Genomic DNA, 16,607 nt, shown 5'->3' with positions numbered 1-16,607 from the left:
GCGTCAGGGCCGATGTGGTTGACCGCGGGACTGAATCGAGCCCCACTGCAGCCCACCGAGCGTGCACCTGCACTACATTAAGCGACCATCTTTAGAGGATTGCTGATGCGCCACTCCCGCCTGCTGACCAGCGCGTTGCTGCTTGCCCTGCCCACCCTGGCCGCCGCCCAGGCCGCGCCCCGGCCCGAAGTCCAGGCCGCCGCCGCGCCGTTGCAGAGCAAGCTGGTGCAGTGGCGCCGCGACTTCCACCAGCACCCGGAGCTGTCCAACCGCGAGGAGCGCACCGCCGCCACCGTGGCCGCGCAGCTGCGCAAGCTCGGCCTCAAGCCGCGCACCGGCATCGCCCATCACGGCGTGGTGGCCATCATCAAGGGCGGCAAGCCGGGTCCGAAGATCGCCTTGCGCGCGGACATGGATGCCTTGCCGGTCAAGGAGCAGACCGGCCTGCCGTATGCCTCCAAGGTCACCGCCGAGTACCGCGGCGAGCAGGTCGGGGTGATGCATGCCTGCGGCCACGACGCCCACACCGCGATCCTGCTCGGGGTGGCCGAAGCACTGGTCGGCATGCGCGAGCAGCTGCCCGGCGAAGTGATGCTGATCTTCCAGCCCTCCGAAGAGGGCGCCCCCGGTAACGAGGAGGGCGGCGCCTCGCTGATGCTCAAGGAAGGCCTGTTCGCCGACTTCAAGCCACAGGCGGTGTTCGGCCTGCATGTGTTCTCCAGCGTGCAGGCCGGCAAGATCGCGGTGCGCAGCGGCCCGCTGATGGCGGCCTCGGACCGGTTTGCGATCAAGATGATCGGCCGCCAGACGCATGGCTCGGCGCCGTGGAACGGCATCGACCCGATCGTGGCCAGCGCCGACATGATCGGCGCCGCGCAGACCGTGATCAGCCGCCGCGCCAACCTGTCCAAACAACCGGCGGTGTTGAGCTTCGGCGCGATCAAGGGCGGTATCCGCTACAACATCATCCCCGACGATGTGGAAATGGTCGGCACCATCCGCACCTTCGACGAAGCCATGCGCCAGCAGATCTTCGCCGACCTCAAGACGGTGGCCGAACACACCGCCGCCGCCCACGGGGCCAGGGTCGAGGCGCAGGTGCCGGACCAGCCCGGCAACCCGGCCACGGTCAACGACCCGGCGCTGACCGCCAGGATGCTGCCCAGCCTGCAGGCCGTGGTCGGCGCCGGCAATGTCTACGAACCGCCGTTGCAGATGGGCGCGGAAGATTTCTCCTTCTACGCCCAGCAGGTGCCGTCGATGTTCTTCTTCGTCGGCTCCACCGCCAAGGGCATCGACCCGGCCACCGCGCCCAGCAACCATTCGCCGCAGTTCCTGCTCGACGAATCGTCGCTGGATGTGGGCCTGCGCGCGCTGTTGCAGGTGTCATTGGATTACCTGCATCAGGGGGAGGCTGGCTGATTCGGGAACCGGGAATCGGGATTGGGAAATCGTGTGCAGTTGCGCGGTTTCCGCTGAGCGTTGGTGATCGTGTGGGGTGGCGGGCCGCTTGACGGCCCGCTGCTTCTGTCGCCAGGTCGCTCCAGCGTCCGCTATACACCTCACGGCCAGCCCGCTCGGCCTAAAATGGCGCGATGAATACCCCAGAAGATTCCACCCTCGGTCGTGAGGTCGCCTATCCCAGCGGCTACGATCCGTCGCTGTTGTTCCCGATTCCGCGCGCGGCCGGGCGCGAGGCAATCGGCCTGACGGGGGCCTTGCCCTTCATCGGCCGCGACCGCTGGCATGCCTACGAACTCAGCTGGCTCGATGCGCAGGGCAAGCCGTGCGTGGCCACCGCCACCTTGCACGTGCCCAGCGAGTCGCCGTCGTTGATCGAATCCAAGTCGCTCAAGCTGTATCTCAATTCGCTCAATGCCACCCGCTTCAATAGCGCCGAAGCGGTGCGTACGCGCATCGCCTCCGACTTGTCCACGCGCGCCGGTGCCGACGTGGTGGTGGAATTCGGTCTGCCGCCGATCGATGCAGTGGGCGAGGGCGAGTCGATCGACGCACTGGATGTCAGCATCGACGATTACGGCCCGCCCAATGCCGCATATTTGGCGGCGCACGCGCAACCAGTGGTGGAAGAAGTGCTGACCTCGGCCTTGCTCAAATCCAATTGCCCGGTCACCGGTCAACCGGATTGGGCTAGCGTCACGTTGCGCTACCGCGGCGCCCCGATCGACCGCGAAGGCCTGCTGCGTTATCTGGTGAGTTTCCGCGACCACGCCGAGTTTCACGAGCAATGTGTGGAGCGTATCTTCCATGACGTGCTGCTCCACTGCGCGCCCGAGTGGTTGGTGGTGGAAGCGCGCTATACCCGCCGTGGCGGGCTGGACATCAACCCCTTGCGCAGCTCGCCCAGCGTGCCGACGCCGCTGTCGATCTTCCGCGACCTGCGCCAGTAATCGCGCCCATTCAAGGCTCGCACCAGCTTCACGGTGGCGCGATCCACGCTTAACAGCGCGCCGCGCACCCTGCAGTCATCGTGATGCAAAGGGATGGCGGCAATGAGTGTCGACAAGAAAGCAGACTTCTCCAACGTGACGTCCTCGGTCGACAGTACTGCCGACGTCACGCCAGCGGCGGATTTCTCCAACGTGCGTACCAGCGTGCAGAGCACTGCGCAGCTGGTCAGCGAATCGGTCACCGTGCAGGCGGGCGACAGTCTGTCCAGCATCGCCAAGCGCCACTACGGCGACGGTAACCTGTGGCCGCGGATCTTTGAGGCCAACCGCGAAACGCTTAAGGATCCGGACAAGATCTTTCCCGGTCAGGTGCTGCAGTTGCCGCCGAAGTCATAGGCGCACCGCATACCTGGCACCTTTCGAAATCCACTTTTCGTTCTGATATCCGGAGATTGATCCATGCGTACTACTTCCGTTTCTAGCACCCTCGCCATTGCCCTTGCCGGCGTTCTCGCCCTGTCGGGCTGCAGTAAGAAGGCCGACGACGACAGCGTGTCCAAGGATCCGACCTCCGGCGCTGCCACCGAGGCAATGCCGGGTCCGGCCGCAACACCGCCGGCGAGCGATCAGGCTGGCCAGAGCGCCGCGACCGGCGCTGCCAGCACCGATACCGCAGCCGCCACAGGTTCGGCAGTGATGGTGTCGAGCGTGGTGGTCGGCACCACGGCGACTGCCGACAAGTCGGTGACTCCGTCGGCCAATATCGGCAGCAAAGACACCATCATCGTTTCGGTGAAAACCGATGGCAGTGCGAGCAATGTGGCGGTCGCAGCCAAACTCACCTATCAGGATGGTCAGGTGGCCGGCGAACAGAACGCGACCTTGACCACGACGGGCCCGGAAACCACCAACCTCAGCTTCAGCAAGCCCGATGGCTGGCCGGCTGGCAGCTACACCGCGCAGGTGATGGTGGATGGCAAGCCGGCGGGTACTCCGCAGACCATCGCGGTCAAGTAAGCAGCCAGGCGAGCAGGCAGTTTGCAGGTAGGTGTGCGTATTCGCAGAGCGGTAGCGCGCTGATCCCAAGCATGTCGGACAAGCGCGTCCATCGCGTTGCCCTATCGTTCTTCCAGCAAGCCATCAGGGCGCGATCGCACGATCGCGCCCTTTTTTCTATGCAATTCTGTCAGACGGCACATTCGTTACAGCTGCATCCATCGCATTGGACGGGTGACGGGATGGAGCATCCGCCTGTGGTCGCTTTACCCGGGCGCGGCTCAGACGCGACAATGCCGTGCTGATCCATCGCCGCGTTCCACGCGCTGGCCGATCGGCGTGCCAGCAGCGACCCCCGCCGCGTACGCCAACGCCAGTGCCAACAACGCCGGCGCTCCTTCCGACCACACGAGCCATCGCACCTTATGTCGAAGACACCGAAGATCATCTACACGCTCACCGACGAAGCACCGTATCTGGCCACGCAGTCGCTGCTGCCGATCATCGATGCCTACACCAATACTGCCGGCATCGTGGTCGAAACCCGCGACATCTCGCTGGCGGGCCGCATCCTGTCGCTGTTTCCCGAGCACCTGAGCGACGCGCAAAAGATCGCCGACGACCTCGGTGAGCTTGGCGAGCTGGCCACCACGCCGGAAGCCAACATCATCAAGCTGCCCAACATCAGCGCCTCGGTGCCGCAGCTCAAGGCCGCCATCGCCGAACTGCAGGGCCAGGGCTATGCGCTGCCGGCGTATCCGGACACGCCCACGGACGACGCCGAAAAGGACATCAAGTCGCGCTACGACAAGGTCAAGGGCAGCGCAGTCAATCCGGTGTTGCGCGAGGGCAACTCCGACCGCCGCGCGCCGTTGTCGGTGAAGAATTACGCACGCAAGCATCCGCACCGCATGGGCAAGTGGAGCAGCGATTCGAAGTCGCACGTGGCCCATATGGACGACGGCGACTTCTTCGGCAGCGAGCAATCCACCACCGTGGCGGCCGCCGGCGCGTTGAAGATCGAATTCGTCGGTAACGACGGCAGCAGCAGCGTGTTGAAGGACAAGGTCGCGGTCAAGGCCGGCGAAATCGTCGATGCCGCGGTGCTGAGCAAGCGCGCACTGGCCAGCTTCATCGACGCGCAGATCGCCGATGCCAAGGCCAAGGATGTGCTGTTCTCGGTGCATCTGAAAGCCACCATGATGAAGGTCTCCGACCCGGTGCTGTTCGGCGTGGTGGTCGGCGAGTTCTACAAGGACACGCTGAGCAAGCATGCCGAAGCGCTTGCGTCGGTCGGCTTCGATCCCAACAACGGCATCGGCGACCTATACGCACGCATCGCCACGCTGCCGGAAGACCAGCAGGCGCAGATCAAGGCGGATATCCAGGCCGAATACGCGCAGCGTCCGGCCCTGGCCATGGTCAATTCGGACAAGGGCATCACCAACCTGCATGTGCCCAGCGACGTGATCGTCGATGCGTCGATGCCGGCGATGATTCGCGACTCCGGTCAGATGTGGAATGCCGAAGGCAAGCTGCAGGACACCAAGGCAGTGATCCCGGATCGCTGTTACGCCGATGTCTATCAGGCGGTGATCGACGACTGCAAGGCGCATGGCGCATTCGATCCGTCCACCATGGGCTCGGTGCCCAACGTCGGCCTGATGGCGCAGAAGGCCGAGGAATACGGCTCGCACGACAAGACCTTCCAGATTGCCGCCGCCGGGACCGTCAAGGTCACCGACGACACCGGCGCCACCGTGTTCGAACATGCGGTGGAAGCCGGCGACCTGTGGCGCATGTGCCAGGTCAAGGACGCGCCGATCCAGGACTGGGTCAAGCTGGCCGTCGAACGTGCGCGCCTGAGCGAGACGCCTGCGGTGTTCTGGCTGGACAAGGCCCGCGCGCACGATGCGCAGGTCATCGCCAAGGTCGAAACCTATCTGAAGGATCACGACACCAACGGCCTGGATATCCGCATCCTGCCGCCGGTGGAAGCGACCACCTTCTCGCTGGAGCGCATCCGCAAAGGCCAGGACACCATCTCGGTCACCGGCAACGTGCTGCGCGATTACCTCACCGACCTGTTCCCGATCCTGGAGCTGGGCACCAGTGCCAAGATGCTGTCGATCGTGCCGCTGATGGCCGGTGGCGGCCTGTTCGAGACCGGTGCCGGCGGCTCGGCGCCCAAGCACGTGCAGCAGTTCGTCGAACAGAACAGCCTGCGCTGGGATTCGCTGGGCGAGTTCCTGGCCCTGGCCGCCTCGCTGGAGCATCTGGGCAACCGCTACGACAACCCGTCGGCCACGGTGCTGGCCAAGGCGCTGGACGTGGCCAACGGCCAGTTCCTGGACAACAACAAGTCGCCGGCGCGCAAGGTCGGTGAACTGGACAACCGCGGCAGCCACTTCTATCTGGCGATGTACTGGGCGCAGGCCCTGGCTGCGCAGACCGAGGACACCGCCCTGCAGGCCAAGTTCGCACCCCTGGCCAAGGCCCTGACCGAGAACGAAGCCACCATCGTGGCCGAGCTCAACGGCGCCCAGGGCAAGCCGGTCGAGATCGGCGGCTACTATCACCCCGATCTGGCCAAGGTCAGCGAGGCGATGCGCCCGAGCAAGACCTTTAACGACGTGTTGGCCACGCTGAAGGCCTGATCCAGCGCACCGCCTGGCGATGCGTCCAGCAGGTGCAACAGGCAGGGCCCGCCTCGACGAGGGGCGGGCCTTGTCGTTTCCGGCGTTTGCGTGCAACCGCGAGAACACGGTCGTTGCGTGCCAGGCCTCACGATCTGGCAATGCCTTGCCTGCGAGAGATCCTGCGCCTCGGTGCGAGCAGTCTCGGCATTTGGCCGACTGTGCGCCTGTTCGATTGATCGTTTGTCTCCGCTGCACGTCGCAACATGCGCTGGGTACACTGCCGGCATGAGCCAGCTCCCGTTACCGCCGCAGTCCGAGCGCCGTGCGCTGGCGATCGCCCATGCCGTGTACGACGCCTTCGAGGATTACAACGCCCGGTTTGCCGAGATCACCGCACGCGCCAAACAGCGCTTCGAAACGCGCGACTGGAGCGGCGCGCGCGATGATGCGGTGGCGCGGATCGCGCTGTACGACCAGTACATCAGCGAATGCATGCTGCGCTTGCGTGCGGTGCTGCTGGGGCAGGCGCACGATCGCGCGCTGTGGATGCGTGCACGCGTGCATTACGCCGCGCTGCTGAGCGGGCTGATCGACCAGGAGCTGTACAAGACCTTCTACAACACCCTGACCCGGCGTTACTTCGGCACCCACGGCGTGGATGCGGAGATCGAGTTCATCGCGCTGGATATCGAGCCGACCGACGCGATCACGGTGCCGGTCGCACGGCATACCTATGCGGTCTCGCCCGGCCGGCTGACCGACATGCTGGTGCGCGTGCTCGGCGATTATTCCTTCGACGTTCCGTATGCGCATCGCACCCGCTGCGCAGCGGCGATCGCGGTGCGCCTGCTCGATGATCTCGCGCACTGGGGCGGGCACCCGGTGCGCAGCGTGGAGCTGCTGGAGACGGTGTTCTATCGCGAGCGGCGCGCCTACCTGGTCGGCCGCGTGTTCGGCGAACATCGCTTCTCGCCATGCGTCATCGCCCTGGTCAACGACGACGCCGGCCTGCGTGCCGAAGCGGTGCTGACCAGACGCAGCGACGTCGCGCAATTGTTCAGCAACTCGCGCAGTTACTTCCAGGCCGATCTGTCCACTGTCGGCGACGCGGTGGTGTTCTTACGCAGCCTGCTCACCCACAAGCCGGTCGACGAGCTGTACACGATGCTCGGGCGCGCCAAGCAGGGCAAGACCGAACGCTATCGCACGTTTTTCAGCCATTTCCAGGCGCATCCCTCCGAGCAGCTGGTGCATGCCGACGGCACGCCCGGCATGGTCATGGTGGTATTTACCCTGCCCAGTTATCCGCTGGTGTTCAAACTGATTCGCGACCGCTTTGCCTATCCCAAGACCATGAGTCGCGCGCAGGTCGAAGGCAAATACGAGCTGGTGTTCCAGCTCGATCGTATCGGTCGCTTGCTGGACGCGCAGCCGTATCGCTTCCTGCGGTTTCCCAAGTCGCGCTTCTCGCCCGCGTTGCTGGACGAGCTGCAGACCAGCTGTGCGACGAGTCTGAGCGAAGATGGCCAGGACGTGCTGATCGCGCTGTGCTACGTGCAGCGCCGCCTGCGCCCGCTCAATCTCTATCTGCGCGAACAGCTGCCCGAAGCCGCGCATGCGGCCGCGCTGGACTACGGCCAGGCAATCAAGGACATGGCGCGCAACAACATCTTTCCCGGCGACATGCTGCTGAAGAACTTCGGCATCACCCGCCATCAGCGCGCGGTGTTCTACGACTACGACGAGCTGTGCCTGATCACCGAATGCACCTTCCGCGACTGGCCGACCCCCACCACCTATGAAGAACAGATGGCTGCCGAGCCCTGGTTCCACGTCGGCCCGCGCGATGTGTTTCCCGAGCGCTTCGCGCTGTTCATGGGCTTGCCACCCTCGCAGCTGGAAGCGGTCAAGCACCTGCACCCGGAACTGTTCGACCCGCAGTGGTGGCGCGACCTGCAAACCCGCCTGCGCGAGGACGACTACCCCGACACCCCGCCCTACGCAGACTCGCGAAAACTGGCCTGACGATTTACGCGTATGCGCCAAGCTGGTACAACGAAACTCAATAACCACGGAGTGCGGTCATGCAATGGAAGCAACGCTTGGGCTTGGGCATTTTGTTGGCAATGGCGAGTGTCAGCGGCGTGCAGGCAGTTCCCAGTGCCGCGCAGGTACAGGCACAGATGGAGGCCAGCATGAATATCGCAGGCGAATTGACGCTGACGCCGGACGGTACCGTTACGGAGGTCAAGCTCACCGACGAAGCAAGCCTGCCGCCAGTGGTCCGCGACCGCGTCAAACAATCGATCGCTTCCTGGCGCTTTGACCCTGTCAAAGACGATGGGAGCGCCTTGCCCGCGCAATTGCTGATGAATCTGCTGCTGGTCGCCAAGCCGGCCGATAACGGCACCTATTCCGTATCGATTCGCAGCGCGCATTTCGGCAGCCAGGAGCAAGCTGCAGCCAGCGTCGCTGCCAAGGACATGCCGGCACCCGCGTACCCAGAGCATGCGTTTCGAGAAGGTGTGACCGGGGTGGTCTATCTGCTGCTCAAGGTCGGGCGCGATGGCAAGGTCGAAGATCTGGTCGCCGAGCAGGTCAACCTGACCACGCTGGCGCCGGAATCCAGGCGCCCGCGCTGGCGCAAGGCGTTTGCCGACGTTGCAATCGCCAAGGCGCGAGGCTGGACATTTGTGCCGCCAACGCAAGGCGCCGAGGCCGACGCGCCGTACTGGGTCATGCGGGTTCCGGTCACCTTCGCCATCGAATCCTGGCCAGGCAATCTGATCGCTGCAAAGCAAGCCAAAAAGTGGCAATCCTATCTGCCGGGCCCGCGTCAGCCGGCGCCCTGGCACGAGCAGCGCGATGCGTCGGCATCGACCGACAGTCCGGATGCGCTACCGGGTAGTGGCTTGTTCTCCGCACGCGGAGAAGGTGTGCGGCTGGTGACGCCGCTGCAAGGAACTTAAGCGCGAAGCCAACATCAGCGCGGCTGGCGAAGCTACCTCACGCCTGTTGCTTGCAGAGCGGGTGGTCTTGATCGTTCGCTGCCGGACGGCTTATCAGGGCTTGGCTACAAGGCTGCTGATCTGCCAGTTGGCTGCAGGGCCCTTGCCCGCCCACCCTCGCGGGACACGCTGCAAGTACGTCCTTGTAGGCTCTTACGCGGCATCCATGCCGCGTAAGGTCCCGCGACGATGGGCGGGCAAGGACCCGTCGAGATGGTCGGTGTGCATGTTTGCGAGCAGAGCATGACGTTTGTTGTTTGAGTCACAGCGCGTCCCACCAGCGTTCCATTTCAAGCCGAGAGAAGGCAGGCTTTTCAACAAGCACCCTGCAAAACCTTCTGGCATCCCAACGCAGACGCGGCGATAGGCAGGTGTTGGCCCCGCCGATCAACTTCCTGGTGCGGTGTCCTCGCCGCTTGCGGGATCGCGGGCGGCGAGGATGCCGCTCCCGAGCCTACACGTACGTACCTGCGGTGTGTCCCGCGAGCGGCGAGGGCACCGCGTACTCGACCAACCCGACTTGTGACTGCAAGCAACCACGCACCCACAAAAAAAGCCCCGCAATGCGGGGCTTTTTTTGTATCGAGAACGCCGAGCGACTCAGCGCTTCATCGAACTGAAGAACTCGTCGTTGGACTTGGTGGTCTTCATCTTGTCCAGCAGGAATTCCATCGCCGCGATTTCGTCCATCGGGTGCAGCAGCTTGCGCAGGATCCAGATCTTCTGCAGCAGCTCCGGCTCGATCAGCAGGTCTTCGCGACGCGTGCCCGAGCGGTTGATGTCGATCGCCGGATAGACGCGCTTTTCGGTGATGCGACGGTTCAGATGCACTTCGCTGTTGCCGGTGCCCTTGAACTCTTCGTAGATCACCTCGTCCATCTTGCTGCCGGTTTCCACCAGCGCCGTGGCGATGATGGTCAGCGAGCCGCCTTCTTCCACGTTGCGGGCCGCACCGAAGAAGCGCTTCGGACGGTGCAGCGCGTTGGCGTCCACACCACCGGTGAGCACCTTGCCGGAGCTGGGCACCACGTTGTTGTAGGCGCGTGCCAGACGGGTGATCGAGTCGAGCAGGATCACCACGTCCTTCTTGTGCTCGACCAGGCGCTTGGCCCGCTCGATCACCATCTCGGCGACCTGCACGTGGCGCGCGGCCGGTTCGTCGAAGGTGGAGGAGATGACCTCGCCGCGCACGGTGCGCTGCATTTCGGTCACTTCTTCCGGGCGCTCGTCGATCAGCAGCACGATCATGTGCACTTCGGGATGATTGCTGGTGATGGCCGTGGCCACCTGCTGCATCATCATCGTCTTACCGGCCTTGGGCGGGGAGACGATCAGCGCGCGCTGACCTTTACCCTGCGGCGCCATCAAGTCCAGGATGCGGCCGGTGATGTCCTCGGTCGATCCATCGCCACGCTCCAGACGGAAGCGGCGACGCGGGAACAGCGGGGTCAGGTTCTCGAACAGCACCTTGTTCTTGCTGGCTTCCAGCGGCTCGCCATTGATGGTGTCGACGATCGACAGCGCGAAATAGCGTTCGCCGTCCTTCGGGAAGCGGATGCGGCCGGACAGGTGATCGCCGGTCCGCAGGTTGAAGCGGCGGATCTGGCTGGGCGAGATATAGGTGTCGTCCGGGCCGGCCAGGTAGCTGGCTTCTGCGGCACGCAGGAAGCCGAAGCCGTCGGGCAGGATTTCCAGCACGCCGTCGGCGGCAACGCCTTCGCCGTGGCGGGTCAGCACCTTGAGCAGGGCGAAGATCACGTCCTGTTTGCGTGCGCGCGCCACGCCTTCCTGGATGTTGAGCTGGTCGGCGATATCCAGCAGCTTCTGCGCCGGCATCCGCTTGAGATCGCTCAGCGAGTAGACCGGGAAGCCTTCCGGCACGGCCGGGTGCGGGCGCGCGACGAACGGCTCGTTGCTGCCATCGGACGACGGCATGCCACCACCACCTTCGTTGCCGAAGCGGTCGCGTCCACGGTCGCGGCGGTTGCGGAAGCGGTCACGACGGTTGCCCTGCTGGTTCTGTCCCTGGCCCTGGCCTTGCTGATTCTGGCCGCCATTCTGGGCTTGGTCCTGACCCTGACCCTGACCCTGACCCTGACCCTGACCTTGCGCCTGGGGCTGAGCCTGGTTCTGGCCCTGGCCACGGTGCTGCGCCTGATTCTGGTTCTGTTGCTGCTGCGCCTGATTGAAGCGCTGCTGCTGTGTCTGGCCACCCTCGCGGGAGTCGCCATGGGTGTCGTTGCCCGGGTTGCCCTGGTTGGCGCTGGGGGCGTTACCGGCATAGGACGCGCCATCGCCGGACGTCTGCGCCGGTGCCGAATCGGCAGCGTGCGACGGGGCCTGCGGGGCACGTGGAGCGTCGGGTGCGGGGCTGGCGGGCAAGGGCAGGTTGGGCTGCTGCGCGCCACCGTCGTCGGTGGCAGCGGCGGTCTTGCTCGCGCGCGGCTTGCGCACGCGCTTCTCGACAGGAGCGTCGACGCTGCTCCCGGTATCGGAGGAAGGATGATCGGACAAGTGCGTGATTCCTCGCTAAGAGTGCGAGCGCCCGGCTGGGGGGCGAACTTTAGGTGATGGGAGTCTAGAAGAGGTTTCTAGAGGGGTACGTCGGCGCACGAACGTGCTCCGGATCAACTGACACTATCACCGCTGCGCGCAACCGCGCAAGCGCCTGCCGCAGCAGGATTTAACTGCTGGCGCATCACGGGGCGCCCATGGCTGGACGCCCGCTCGCTCAGGCGGCCGCGCCGCCCAGGGTCTTGTCGATCATCTGGGTCAGCTGGCCCTTGCCAACCGCACCGATCTGGGTGGCCTGCACCTGGCCGTCCTTGAACAGCAACAGCATCGGAATCGAACGCACGTGGTACTTGATGGCCAGGGCGCGGTTCTGGTCCACATTGACCTTGGCAACCTTCAGTCTGCCCTGGTATGTATCGGCCAGATCGTCCAGCACCGGGGCGATCATCTTGCAGGGTCCGCACCACTCGGCCCAGAAATCCACCAGCACCGGTTCGCCGGATTGCAGTACAGCTGTATCGAAGTCGGCATCGCCGACATGTTGAACCTTATCGCTCACGTTGGGTCTCCTGGAAACCAAAACGGCCCGCCCGAACGGGCAGGCCGCTACATTGCGTTAAACTGGGGCATTGCGCGACTGAATCAAGTGTCAGTCCTGAAGCCGCGCTGTCCGCCACAACAGCCGCAGTTTGCGACGCTGTCGGCATCGATGCAAGCCGCGCCCGGGCTGCCCAGGGCGCCTCACGAAGACGGAATAATGAGCGACAAACCGCTGACCGATTTGACTTTTTCCACGTTCGACCTGCATCCGGCGCTGATCGCCGGGCTGGAGAGCGCCGGGTTTACCCGCTGTACCCCGATCCAGGCGCTGACCCTGCCGGTCGCGCTGCCGGGCGGCGACGTCGCCGGCCAGGCCCAGACCGGCACCGGCAAGACCCTGGCGTTCCTGGTGGCGGTGATGAACCGCCTGCTGATCCGCCCGGCGCTGGCCGACCGCAAGCCGGAAGACCCGCGCGCGCTGATCCTGGCGCCGACCCGCGAGCTGGCGATCCAGATCCACAAGGATGCGGTCAAGTTCGGCGCCGACCTGGGCCTGCGCTTCGCGCTGGTCTACGGCGGGGTGGACTATGACAAGCAGCGCGAACTGTTGCAGCAGGGCGTGGACGTGATCATCGCCACCCCGGGCCGGCTGATCGACTACGTCAAGCAGCACAAGGTGGTCTCGCTGCACGCATGCGAGATCTGCGTGCTGGACGAAGCCGACCGCATGTTCGACCTGGGCTTCATCAAGGACATCCGCTTCCTGCTGCGGCGGATGCCCGAGCGCGGCACCCGCCAGACCCTGCTGTTCTCGGCCACGCTCAGCCACCGCGTGCTCGAGCTCGCCTACGAGCACATGAACGAGCCGGAAAAGCTGGTCGTCGAAACCGAGAGCATCACCGCCGCACGGGTGCGCCAGCGCATCTATTTCCCGTCTGACGAAGAGAAGCAGACGCTGCTGCTGGGCCTGCTGTCGCGCAGCGAAGGCGCGCGCACCATGGTGTTCGTCAATACCAAGGCGTTCGTCGAGCGCGTGGCGCGCACGCTGGAGCGGCATGGCTACCGGGTCGGTGTGCTGTCGGGCGACGTGCCGCAGAAGAAGCGCGAGTCGCTGCTCAACCGCTTCCAGAAGGGCCAGCTCGAAATCCTGGTCGCCACCGACGTGGCCGCGCGCGGCCTGCACATCGACGGCGTCAAGTACGTCTACAACTACGACCTGCCGTTCGATGCGGAAGACTACGTGCACCGTATCGGCCGTACCGCGCGGCTGGGCGAAGAGGGCGATGCGATCAGCTTCGCCTGCGAGCGCTATGCGATGAGCCTGCCGGACATCGAGGCCTATATCGAGCAGAAGATTCCGGTCGAGCCGGTGACCTCCGAGCTGCTGACGCCGCTGCCGCGCACCGCGCGTGTACCGGTGGAAGGCGAAGAGGCCGACGAGGATGCTGGCGACAGCGTGGGCACCATCTTCCGCGAGGCGCGCGAACAGCGTGCTGCCGAAGAGCAGCGCCGCGGCGGTGGTCGCAGCGGCCCGGGCGGCGCATCGCGTAGCGGCAGTGGCGGCGGTCGTCGCGACGGCGGCAGTGCCGATGGCAAGCCGCGTCCGCGTCGCAAGCCGCGTGTGGAAGGCGAAGCCCCGGCAGCGGCAGCGCCGACCGAAACGCCGGTGGTTGCGGCGGCGTCGGTCGAGGCGCCTTCCACCATCGTGGCCGATGCCGAGCGCGCACCACGCAAGCGGCGCCGTCGTCGCAACGGCCGTCCGGTCGAAGGTGCCGAGCCGGCAGTGGCCTCCACACCGGTCGCCGCACCTGCCGCACCGCGCAAGCCCACCCAGGTGGTCGCCAAGCCGGTGCGCAGCGCCGCCAAGCCGTCCGGCAGCCCGTCGCTGTTGAGCCGCATCGGCCGTCGCCTGCGCTCGCTGGTGTCCGGCAACTGATCGCCTGCGGCCTGCGTCGCATTGCCGGGCTCCGGCGATGCGACGCAAGCGCTGGCGCTCCGGCATAATCGCTGGATGACCGTTCTGCGTTTCGACAACGTCAGCAAGCACTACGCCGGTGGCCACCAGGCGCTGACCGATGTCAGCTTCGAAGTGGCCGATGGCGAGATGCTGTTCGTGACCGGCCACTCCGGCGCCGGCAAAAGCACCCTGCTCAAATTGATTCACCTCAGCGAGCGGCCCAGCCAGGGCGCGGTGCTGCTGGGCGAACGCAACCTGCTCAAGGTGCGCGGCCGGCAGATTCCGCTGCACCGTCGCCAGGTGGGCGCGGTCTATCAGGACCATCGCCTGCTCAACGACCGCAGCATCGCCGAGAACGTGGCGTTGCCGCTGATCCTGCGCGGCACCCGGCGTGCCGAGATCGGCAAGCGCGTGCGCTCGGCATTGGAGCGGATCGGGCTGGCCCATCGCGAGCGGGCCTTGCCGTCGCAGTTGTCGGCCGGCGAGCAGCAGCGCGTGGGCATCGCCCGCGCCATCGTCGGCGAACCGCGCCTGCTGGTGGCCGATGAGCCCACCGGCAATCTGGATCCGGCGCTGGCCGCGGAAATTATGCAGTTGTTCGCCGAGCTGCCCGCGCGCGGCACCAGCGTACTGGTGGTCAGCCATGACCTAGCCCTGCTCAAGCAGATGCGCAAGCGCGTGCTGATCCTGGACCACGGCCGGCTGGTCGACGACATCTCGCCGCAGGATCTGGCCGAATGAGCAAGCCCGCCAATACCGAAGCCGTCGCCCCCTCGCGGGTCGGCGTGTGGATCGACCACCATCTGCACAGCATCGCCTTCAGCCTGGGCCGTGCCATGCGCAAGCCCTGGGCCACCTTGCTGACCATCGTGGTGATGGCGTTGGCGCTGGCCTTGCCGCTGGGGCTGTCGATCGCGCTGGACAACGTCAAGTTGCTGGCCGGCAGCGTGCAGCAGTCGCGCGAGATCAACCTGTTCCTGAAGGTCGAGATCGGCGCCGAGGCCGCGCAGGCCCTGGCCGGCGAACTGCGCGCGCGCCCGGACGTTGCCCAGGTCGCGCTGCGCACGCCGGCGCAGGGGCTGACCGAGCTACGCGAGAGCGCCAAGCTCGACGAGGCGATTGATGCGCTGGGCGACAACCCGCTGCCGACGCTGCTGGTCGTAACGCCCAGCGAGACGGCCGACGATGCGCAGCTGGCCGGCGCGCTGCAGGCCTTGCCGCAGGCCGACCAGGTGCAGCACGACGCGCTGTGGCGCAAGCGCCTGGATGGCTGGCTGCACTTCGGCGAGCGGCTGGTGCAGGTGCTGTCGGCTCTGCTGGGTGTCGGCGCGGTGCTGGTGGTCGGTAATACCGTGCGGCTGGACATCCAGTCGCGGCGCGAGGAAATCGGCGTGCTGCAGTTGCTGGGTGCCAGCGATGGCTTCATCCGGCGTCCGTTCCTGTACCTGGGGGCCTGGTACGGGCTCGGTGCCGGCGCTGTGGCGCTCGCGCTGATCGCCGCCTCCGGGCTGGCGCTGCGCGCGCCGTTGGCGACCCTGGCCGACAGTTACGGCAGCTCCTTTACCCTGCACGGGCTCGATCTGCTGCATTCTGCGCTGGTGCTGGTCGGCACCCTGGTCCTGGGCTGGCTGGGCGCCTGGCTGGTCACCGGCCATTTCCTTCGCCAGACCCGTCCCACCGAGACCTGAGGCCTGCCATGCATCCACCGGATCTCAAGCACCTGATCAGCGACGCGCCGCGCGTGATGGTGGTCGATGGCTCCAAGCTGGTGCGCAAGCTGATCGCCGATGTGTTGCAGCGCGATCTGCCCAACGTACAGGTGATCGGCTGCTCCAGCATCGCCGAAGCGCGCCAGGCGCTGGAAGCCGGGGCGGTGGATCTGGTCACCACTTCGCTGTCGCTGCCCGATGGCGATGGCCTGACCCTGGCGCGCAGCGTGCGCGAAGCGGCCGGCCAGGCCTATGTGCCGGTGATCGTGGTCTCCGGCGATGCGCAGCAGCATCTGGTGGAGCGCCGCTTCACCGAATACGTCACCGATTATTTCGACAAGGCGCTGGGCCACGAAGCCCTGGCGACCTTCATCCGCGGCTATGTGCAGCCCGAGCCGGTGGTCGGCGCGACCGTGCTGTACATCGAGGACAGCCGCGTGGTGGCCGAGGCGACCAAGCGCATGCTCGAGCGGCAGAGCCTGAAGGTGGTGCATGTGCTCACCGCCGAGGATGCCTTTGCGCTGCTCACCGCCGAATCGCTGGGCCGCACCGAGCGCCGCATCGACGTGGTGCTGACCGATGTGACCCTGAAGGGCGAGCTCAACGGCCGCGACGTGGTCGAGCGCATCCGCATCGACTTCGCCTACGGCAAGCGTCGCCTGCCGGTGCTGGTGATGACCGGCGACACCAATCCGCGCAACCAGTCCGAGCTGCTGCGCGCCGGCGCCAACGACCTGGTGCAAAAACCCATCGAAGAACGTCTGCTGGTGACCAAGGTGCTGTTCCAGCTGCGCCTGGCTCGGCTCGAGGACCAGGCTGTCACGCTATGACCG

13 protein-coding genes are annotated in these 16,607 nt (G+C 65.6%); 11 read left to right on the top strand and 2 right to left on the bottom strand.

The window, feature by feature from the left end; translation table 11 throughout:
- The first annotated feature begins 105 nt into the window (after positions 1–105).
- From ABQY74_RS18255 to ABQY74_RS18225, 7 genes are all read left to right on the top strand, one after another.
- On the top strand, positions 106–1,422 hold the full coding sequence (locus ABQY74_RS18255) for a M20 family metallopeptidase (RefSeq protein WP_349792618.1): 1,317 nt from the start codon (positions 106–108) through the stop codon (positions 1,420–1,422).
- Positions 1,423–1,595: 173 nt separating this feature from the next.
- A complete protein-coding gene (gene queF / locus ABQY74_RS18250; RefSeq protein ID WP_349792616.1) occupies positions 1,596–2,411 on the top strand; it encodes an NADPH-dependent 7-cyano-7-deazaguanine reductase QueF in 816 nt (271 codons plus the stop codon).
- Positions 2,412–2,513: 102 nt separating this feature from the next.
- Entirely contained in the window at positions 2,514–2,807 is a 294-nt protein-coding gene (locus ABQY74_RS18245; RefSeq protein ID WP_102253294.1) for a LysM peptidoglycan-binding domain-containing protein, read from the top strand.
- Between the two features lie 63 nt (positions 2,808–2,870).
- Entirely contained in the window at positions 2,871–3,428 is a 558-nt protein-coding gene (locus tag ABQY74_RS18240) for a hypothetical protein (protein ID WP_349792614.1), read from the top strand.
- A 404-nt stretch (positions 3,429–3,832) separates the two neighbouring features.
- Positions 3,833–6,064: an NADP-dependent isocitrate dehydrogenase gene (locus ABQY74_RS18235; protein ID WP_349792612.1), complete on the top strand. Its 2,232-nt coding sequence runs from the start codon at positions 3,833–3,835 to the stop codon at positions 6,062–6,064.
- 267 nt (positions 6,065–6,331) lie between these two features.
- Positions 6,332–8,071 (top strand): bifunctional isocitrate dehydrogenase kinase/phosphatase, encoded by a 1,740-nt coding sequence (aceK, locus tag ABQY74_RS18230; protein WP_349792610.1) that lies wholly within the window; start codon positions 6,332–6,334, stop codon positions 8,069–8,071.
- A 59-nt stretch (positions 8,072–8,130) separates the two neighbouring features.
- Positions 8,131–9,015 (top strand): hypothetical protein, encoded by an 885-nt coding sequence (locus ABQY74_RS18225; RefSeq protein WP_349792608.1) that lies wholly within the window; start codon positions 8,131–8,133, stop codon positions 9,013–9,015.
- 639 nt (positions 9,016–9,654) lie between these two features.
- Here the strand turns inward: ABQY74_RS18225 and rho are convergent.
- Both rho and trxA read right to left on the bottom strand, forming a co-directional pair.
- A complete protein-coding gene (gene rho, locus ABQY74_RS18220) occupies positions 9,655–11,568 on the bottom strand; it encodes a transcription termination factor Rho (RefSeq protein ID WP_349792606.1) in 1,914 nt (637 codons plus the stop codon).
- A gap of 217 nt (positions 11,569–11,785) precedes the next feature.
- Positions 11,786–12,127, bottom strand: coding sequence for a thioredoxin TrxA (gene trxA, locus ABQY74_RS18215; protein ID WP_005923050.1), 342 nt, complete (start codon positions 12,125–12,127; stop codon positions 11,786–11,788).
- 198 nt (positions 12,128–12,325) lie between these two features.
- On the opposite strand from trxA, the gene rhlB reads away from it, so the two are divergent.
- From rhlB to ABQY74_RS18195, 4 genes are all read left to right on the top strand, one after another.
- On the top strand, positions 12,326–14,044 hold the full coding sequence (rhlB, locus tag ABQY74_RS18210) for an ATP-dependent RNA helicase RhlB (protein WP_039524962.1): 1,719 nt from the start codon (positions 12,326–12,328) through the stop codon (positions 14,042–14,044).
- A 75-nt stretch (positions 14,045–14,119) separates the two neighbouring features.
- On the top strand, positions 14,120–14,806 hold the full coding sequence (ftsE, locus tag ABQY74_RS18205; protein ID WP_016903688.1) for a cell division ATP-binding protein FtsE: 687 nt from the start codon (positions 14,120–14,122) through the stop codon (positions 14,804–14,806).
- Positions 14,803–15,753: a permease-like cell division protein FtsX gene (gene ftsX / locus ABQY74_RS18200; protein ID WP_016903687.1), complete on the top strand. Its 951-nt coding sequence runs from the start codon at positions 14,803–14,805 to the stop codon at positions 15,751–15,753. Before ftsE ends, ftsX begins: the two co-directional genes overlap by 4 nt.
- A gap of 8 nt (positions 15,754–15,761) precedes the next feature.
- The gene (locus ABQY74_RS18195; protein WP_016903686.1) at positions 15,762–16,604 is read left to right on the top strand and encodes a response regulator; all 843 of its coding nucleotides are present in this window, start codon (positions 15,762–15,764) and stop codon (positions 16,602–16,604) included.
- The last annotated feature ends 3 nt before the right edge of the window (positions 16,605–16,607 follow it).

This window comes from Xanthomonas sp. WHRI 7064, assembly GCF_040202355.2.
Lineage (GTDB): Bacteria > Pseudomonadota > Gammaproteobacteria > Xanthomonadales > Xanthomonadaceae > Xanthomonas > Xanthomonas arboricola.
The sequence above is the reverse complement of the archived record's forward strand: the minus strand, read 5'-3'. Positions and strand labels throughout refer to the sequence as shown.

Excerpts from the sequence above, each read along its gene's own strand:
- ABQY74_RS18240 (WP_349792614.1), top strand. The coding sequence starts at position 2,871 with ATGCGTACTACTTCCGTTTCTAGCACCCTCGCCATTGCCCTTGCCGGC.
- ABQY74_RS18235 (WP_349792612.1), top strand. The coding sequence starts at position 3,833 with ATGTCGAAGACACCGAAGATCATCTACACGCTCACCGACGAAGCACCG.
- ABQY74_RS18195 (WP_016903686.1), top strand. The coding sequence starts at position 15,762 with ATGCATCCACCGGATCTCAAGCACCTGATCAGCGACGCGCCGCGCGTG.
- aceK (WP_349792610.1), top strand. The coding sequence starts at position 6,332 with ATGAGCCAGCTCCCGTTACCGCCGCAGTCCGAGCGCCGTGCGCTGGCG.
- queF (WP_349792616.1), top strand. The coding sequence starts at position 1,596 with ATGAATACCCCAGAAGATTCCACCCTCGGTCGTGAGGTCGCCTATCCC.
- ftsX (WP_016903687.1), top strand. The coding sequence starts at position 14,803 with ATGAGCAAGCCCGCCAATACCGAAGCCGTCGCCCCCTCGCGGGTCGGC.
- ABQY74_RS18255 (WP_349792618.1), top strand. The coding sequence starts at position 106 with ATGCGCCACTCCCGCCTGCTGACCAGCGCGTTGCTGCTTGCCCTGCCC.
- rhlB (WP_039524962.1), top strand. The coding sequence starts at position 12,326 with ATGAGCGACAAACCGCTGACCGATTTGACTTTTTCCACGTTCGACCTG.
- ftsE (WP_016903688.1), top strand. The coding sequence starts at position 14,120 with ATGACCGTTCTGCGTTTCGACAACGTCAGCAAGCACTACGCCGGTGGC.
- ABQY74_RS18225 (WP_349792608.1), top strand. The coding sequence starts at position 8,131 with ATGCAATGGAAGCAACGCTTGGGCTTGGGCATTTTGTTGGCAATGGCG.
- ABQY74_RS18245 (WP_102253294.1), top strand. The coding sequence starts at position 2,514 with ATGAGTGTCGACAAGAAAGCAGACTTCTCCAACGTGACGTCCTCGGTC.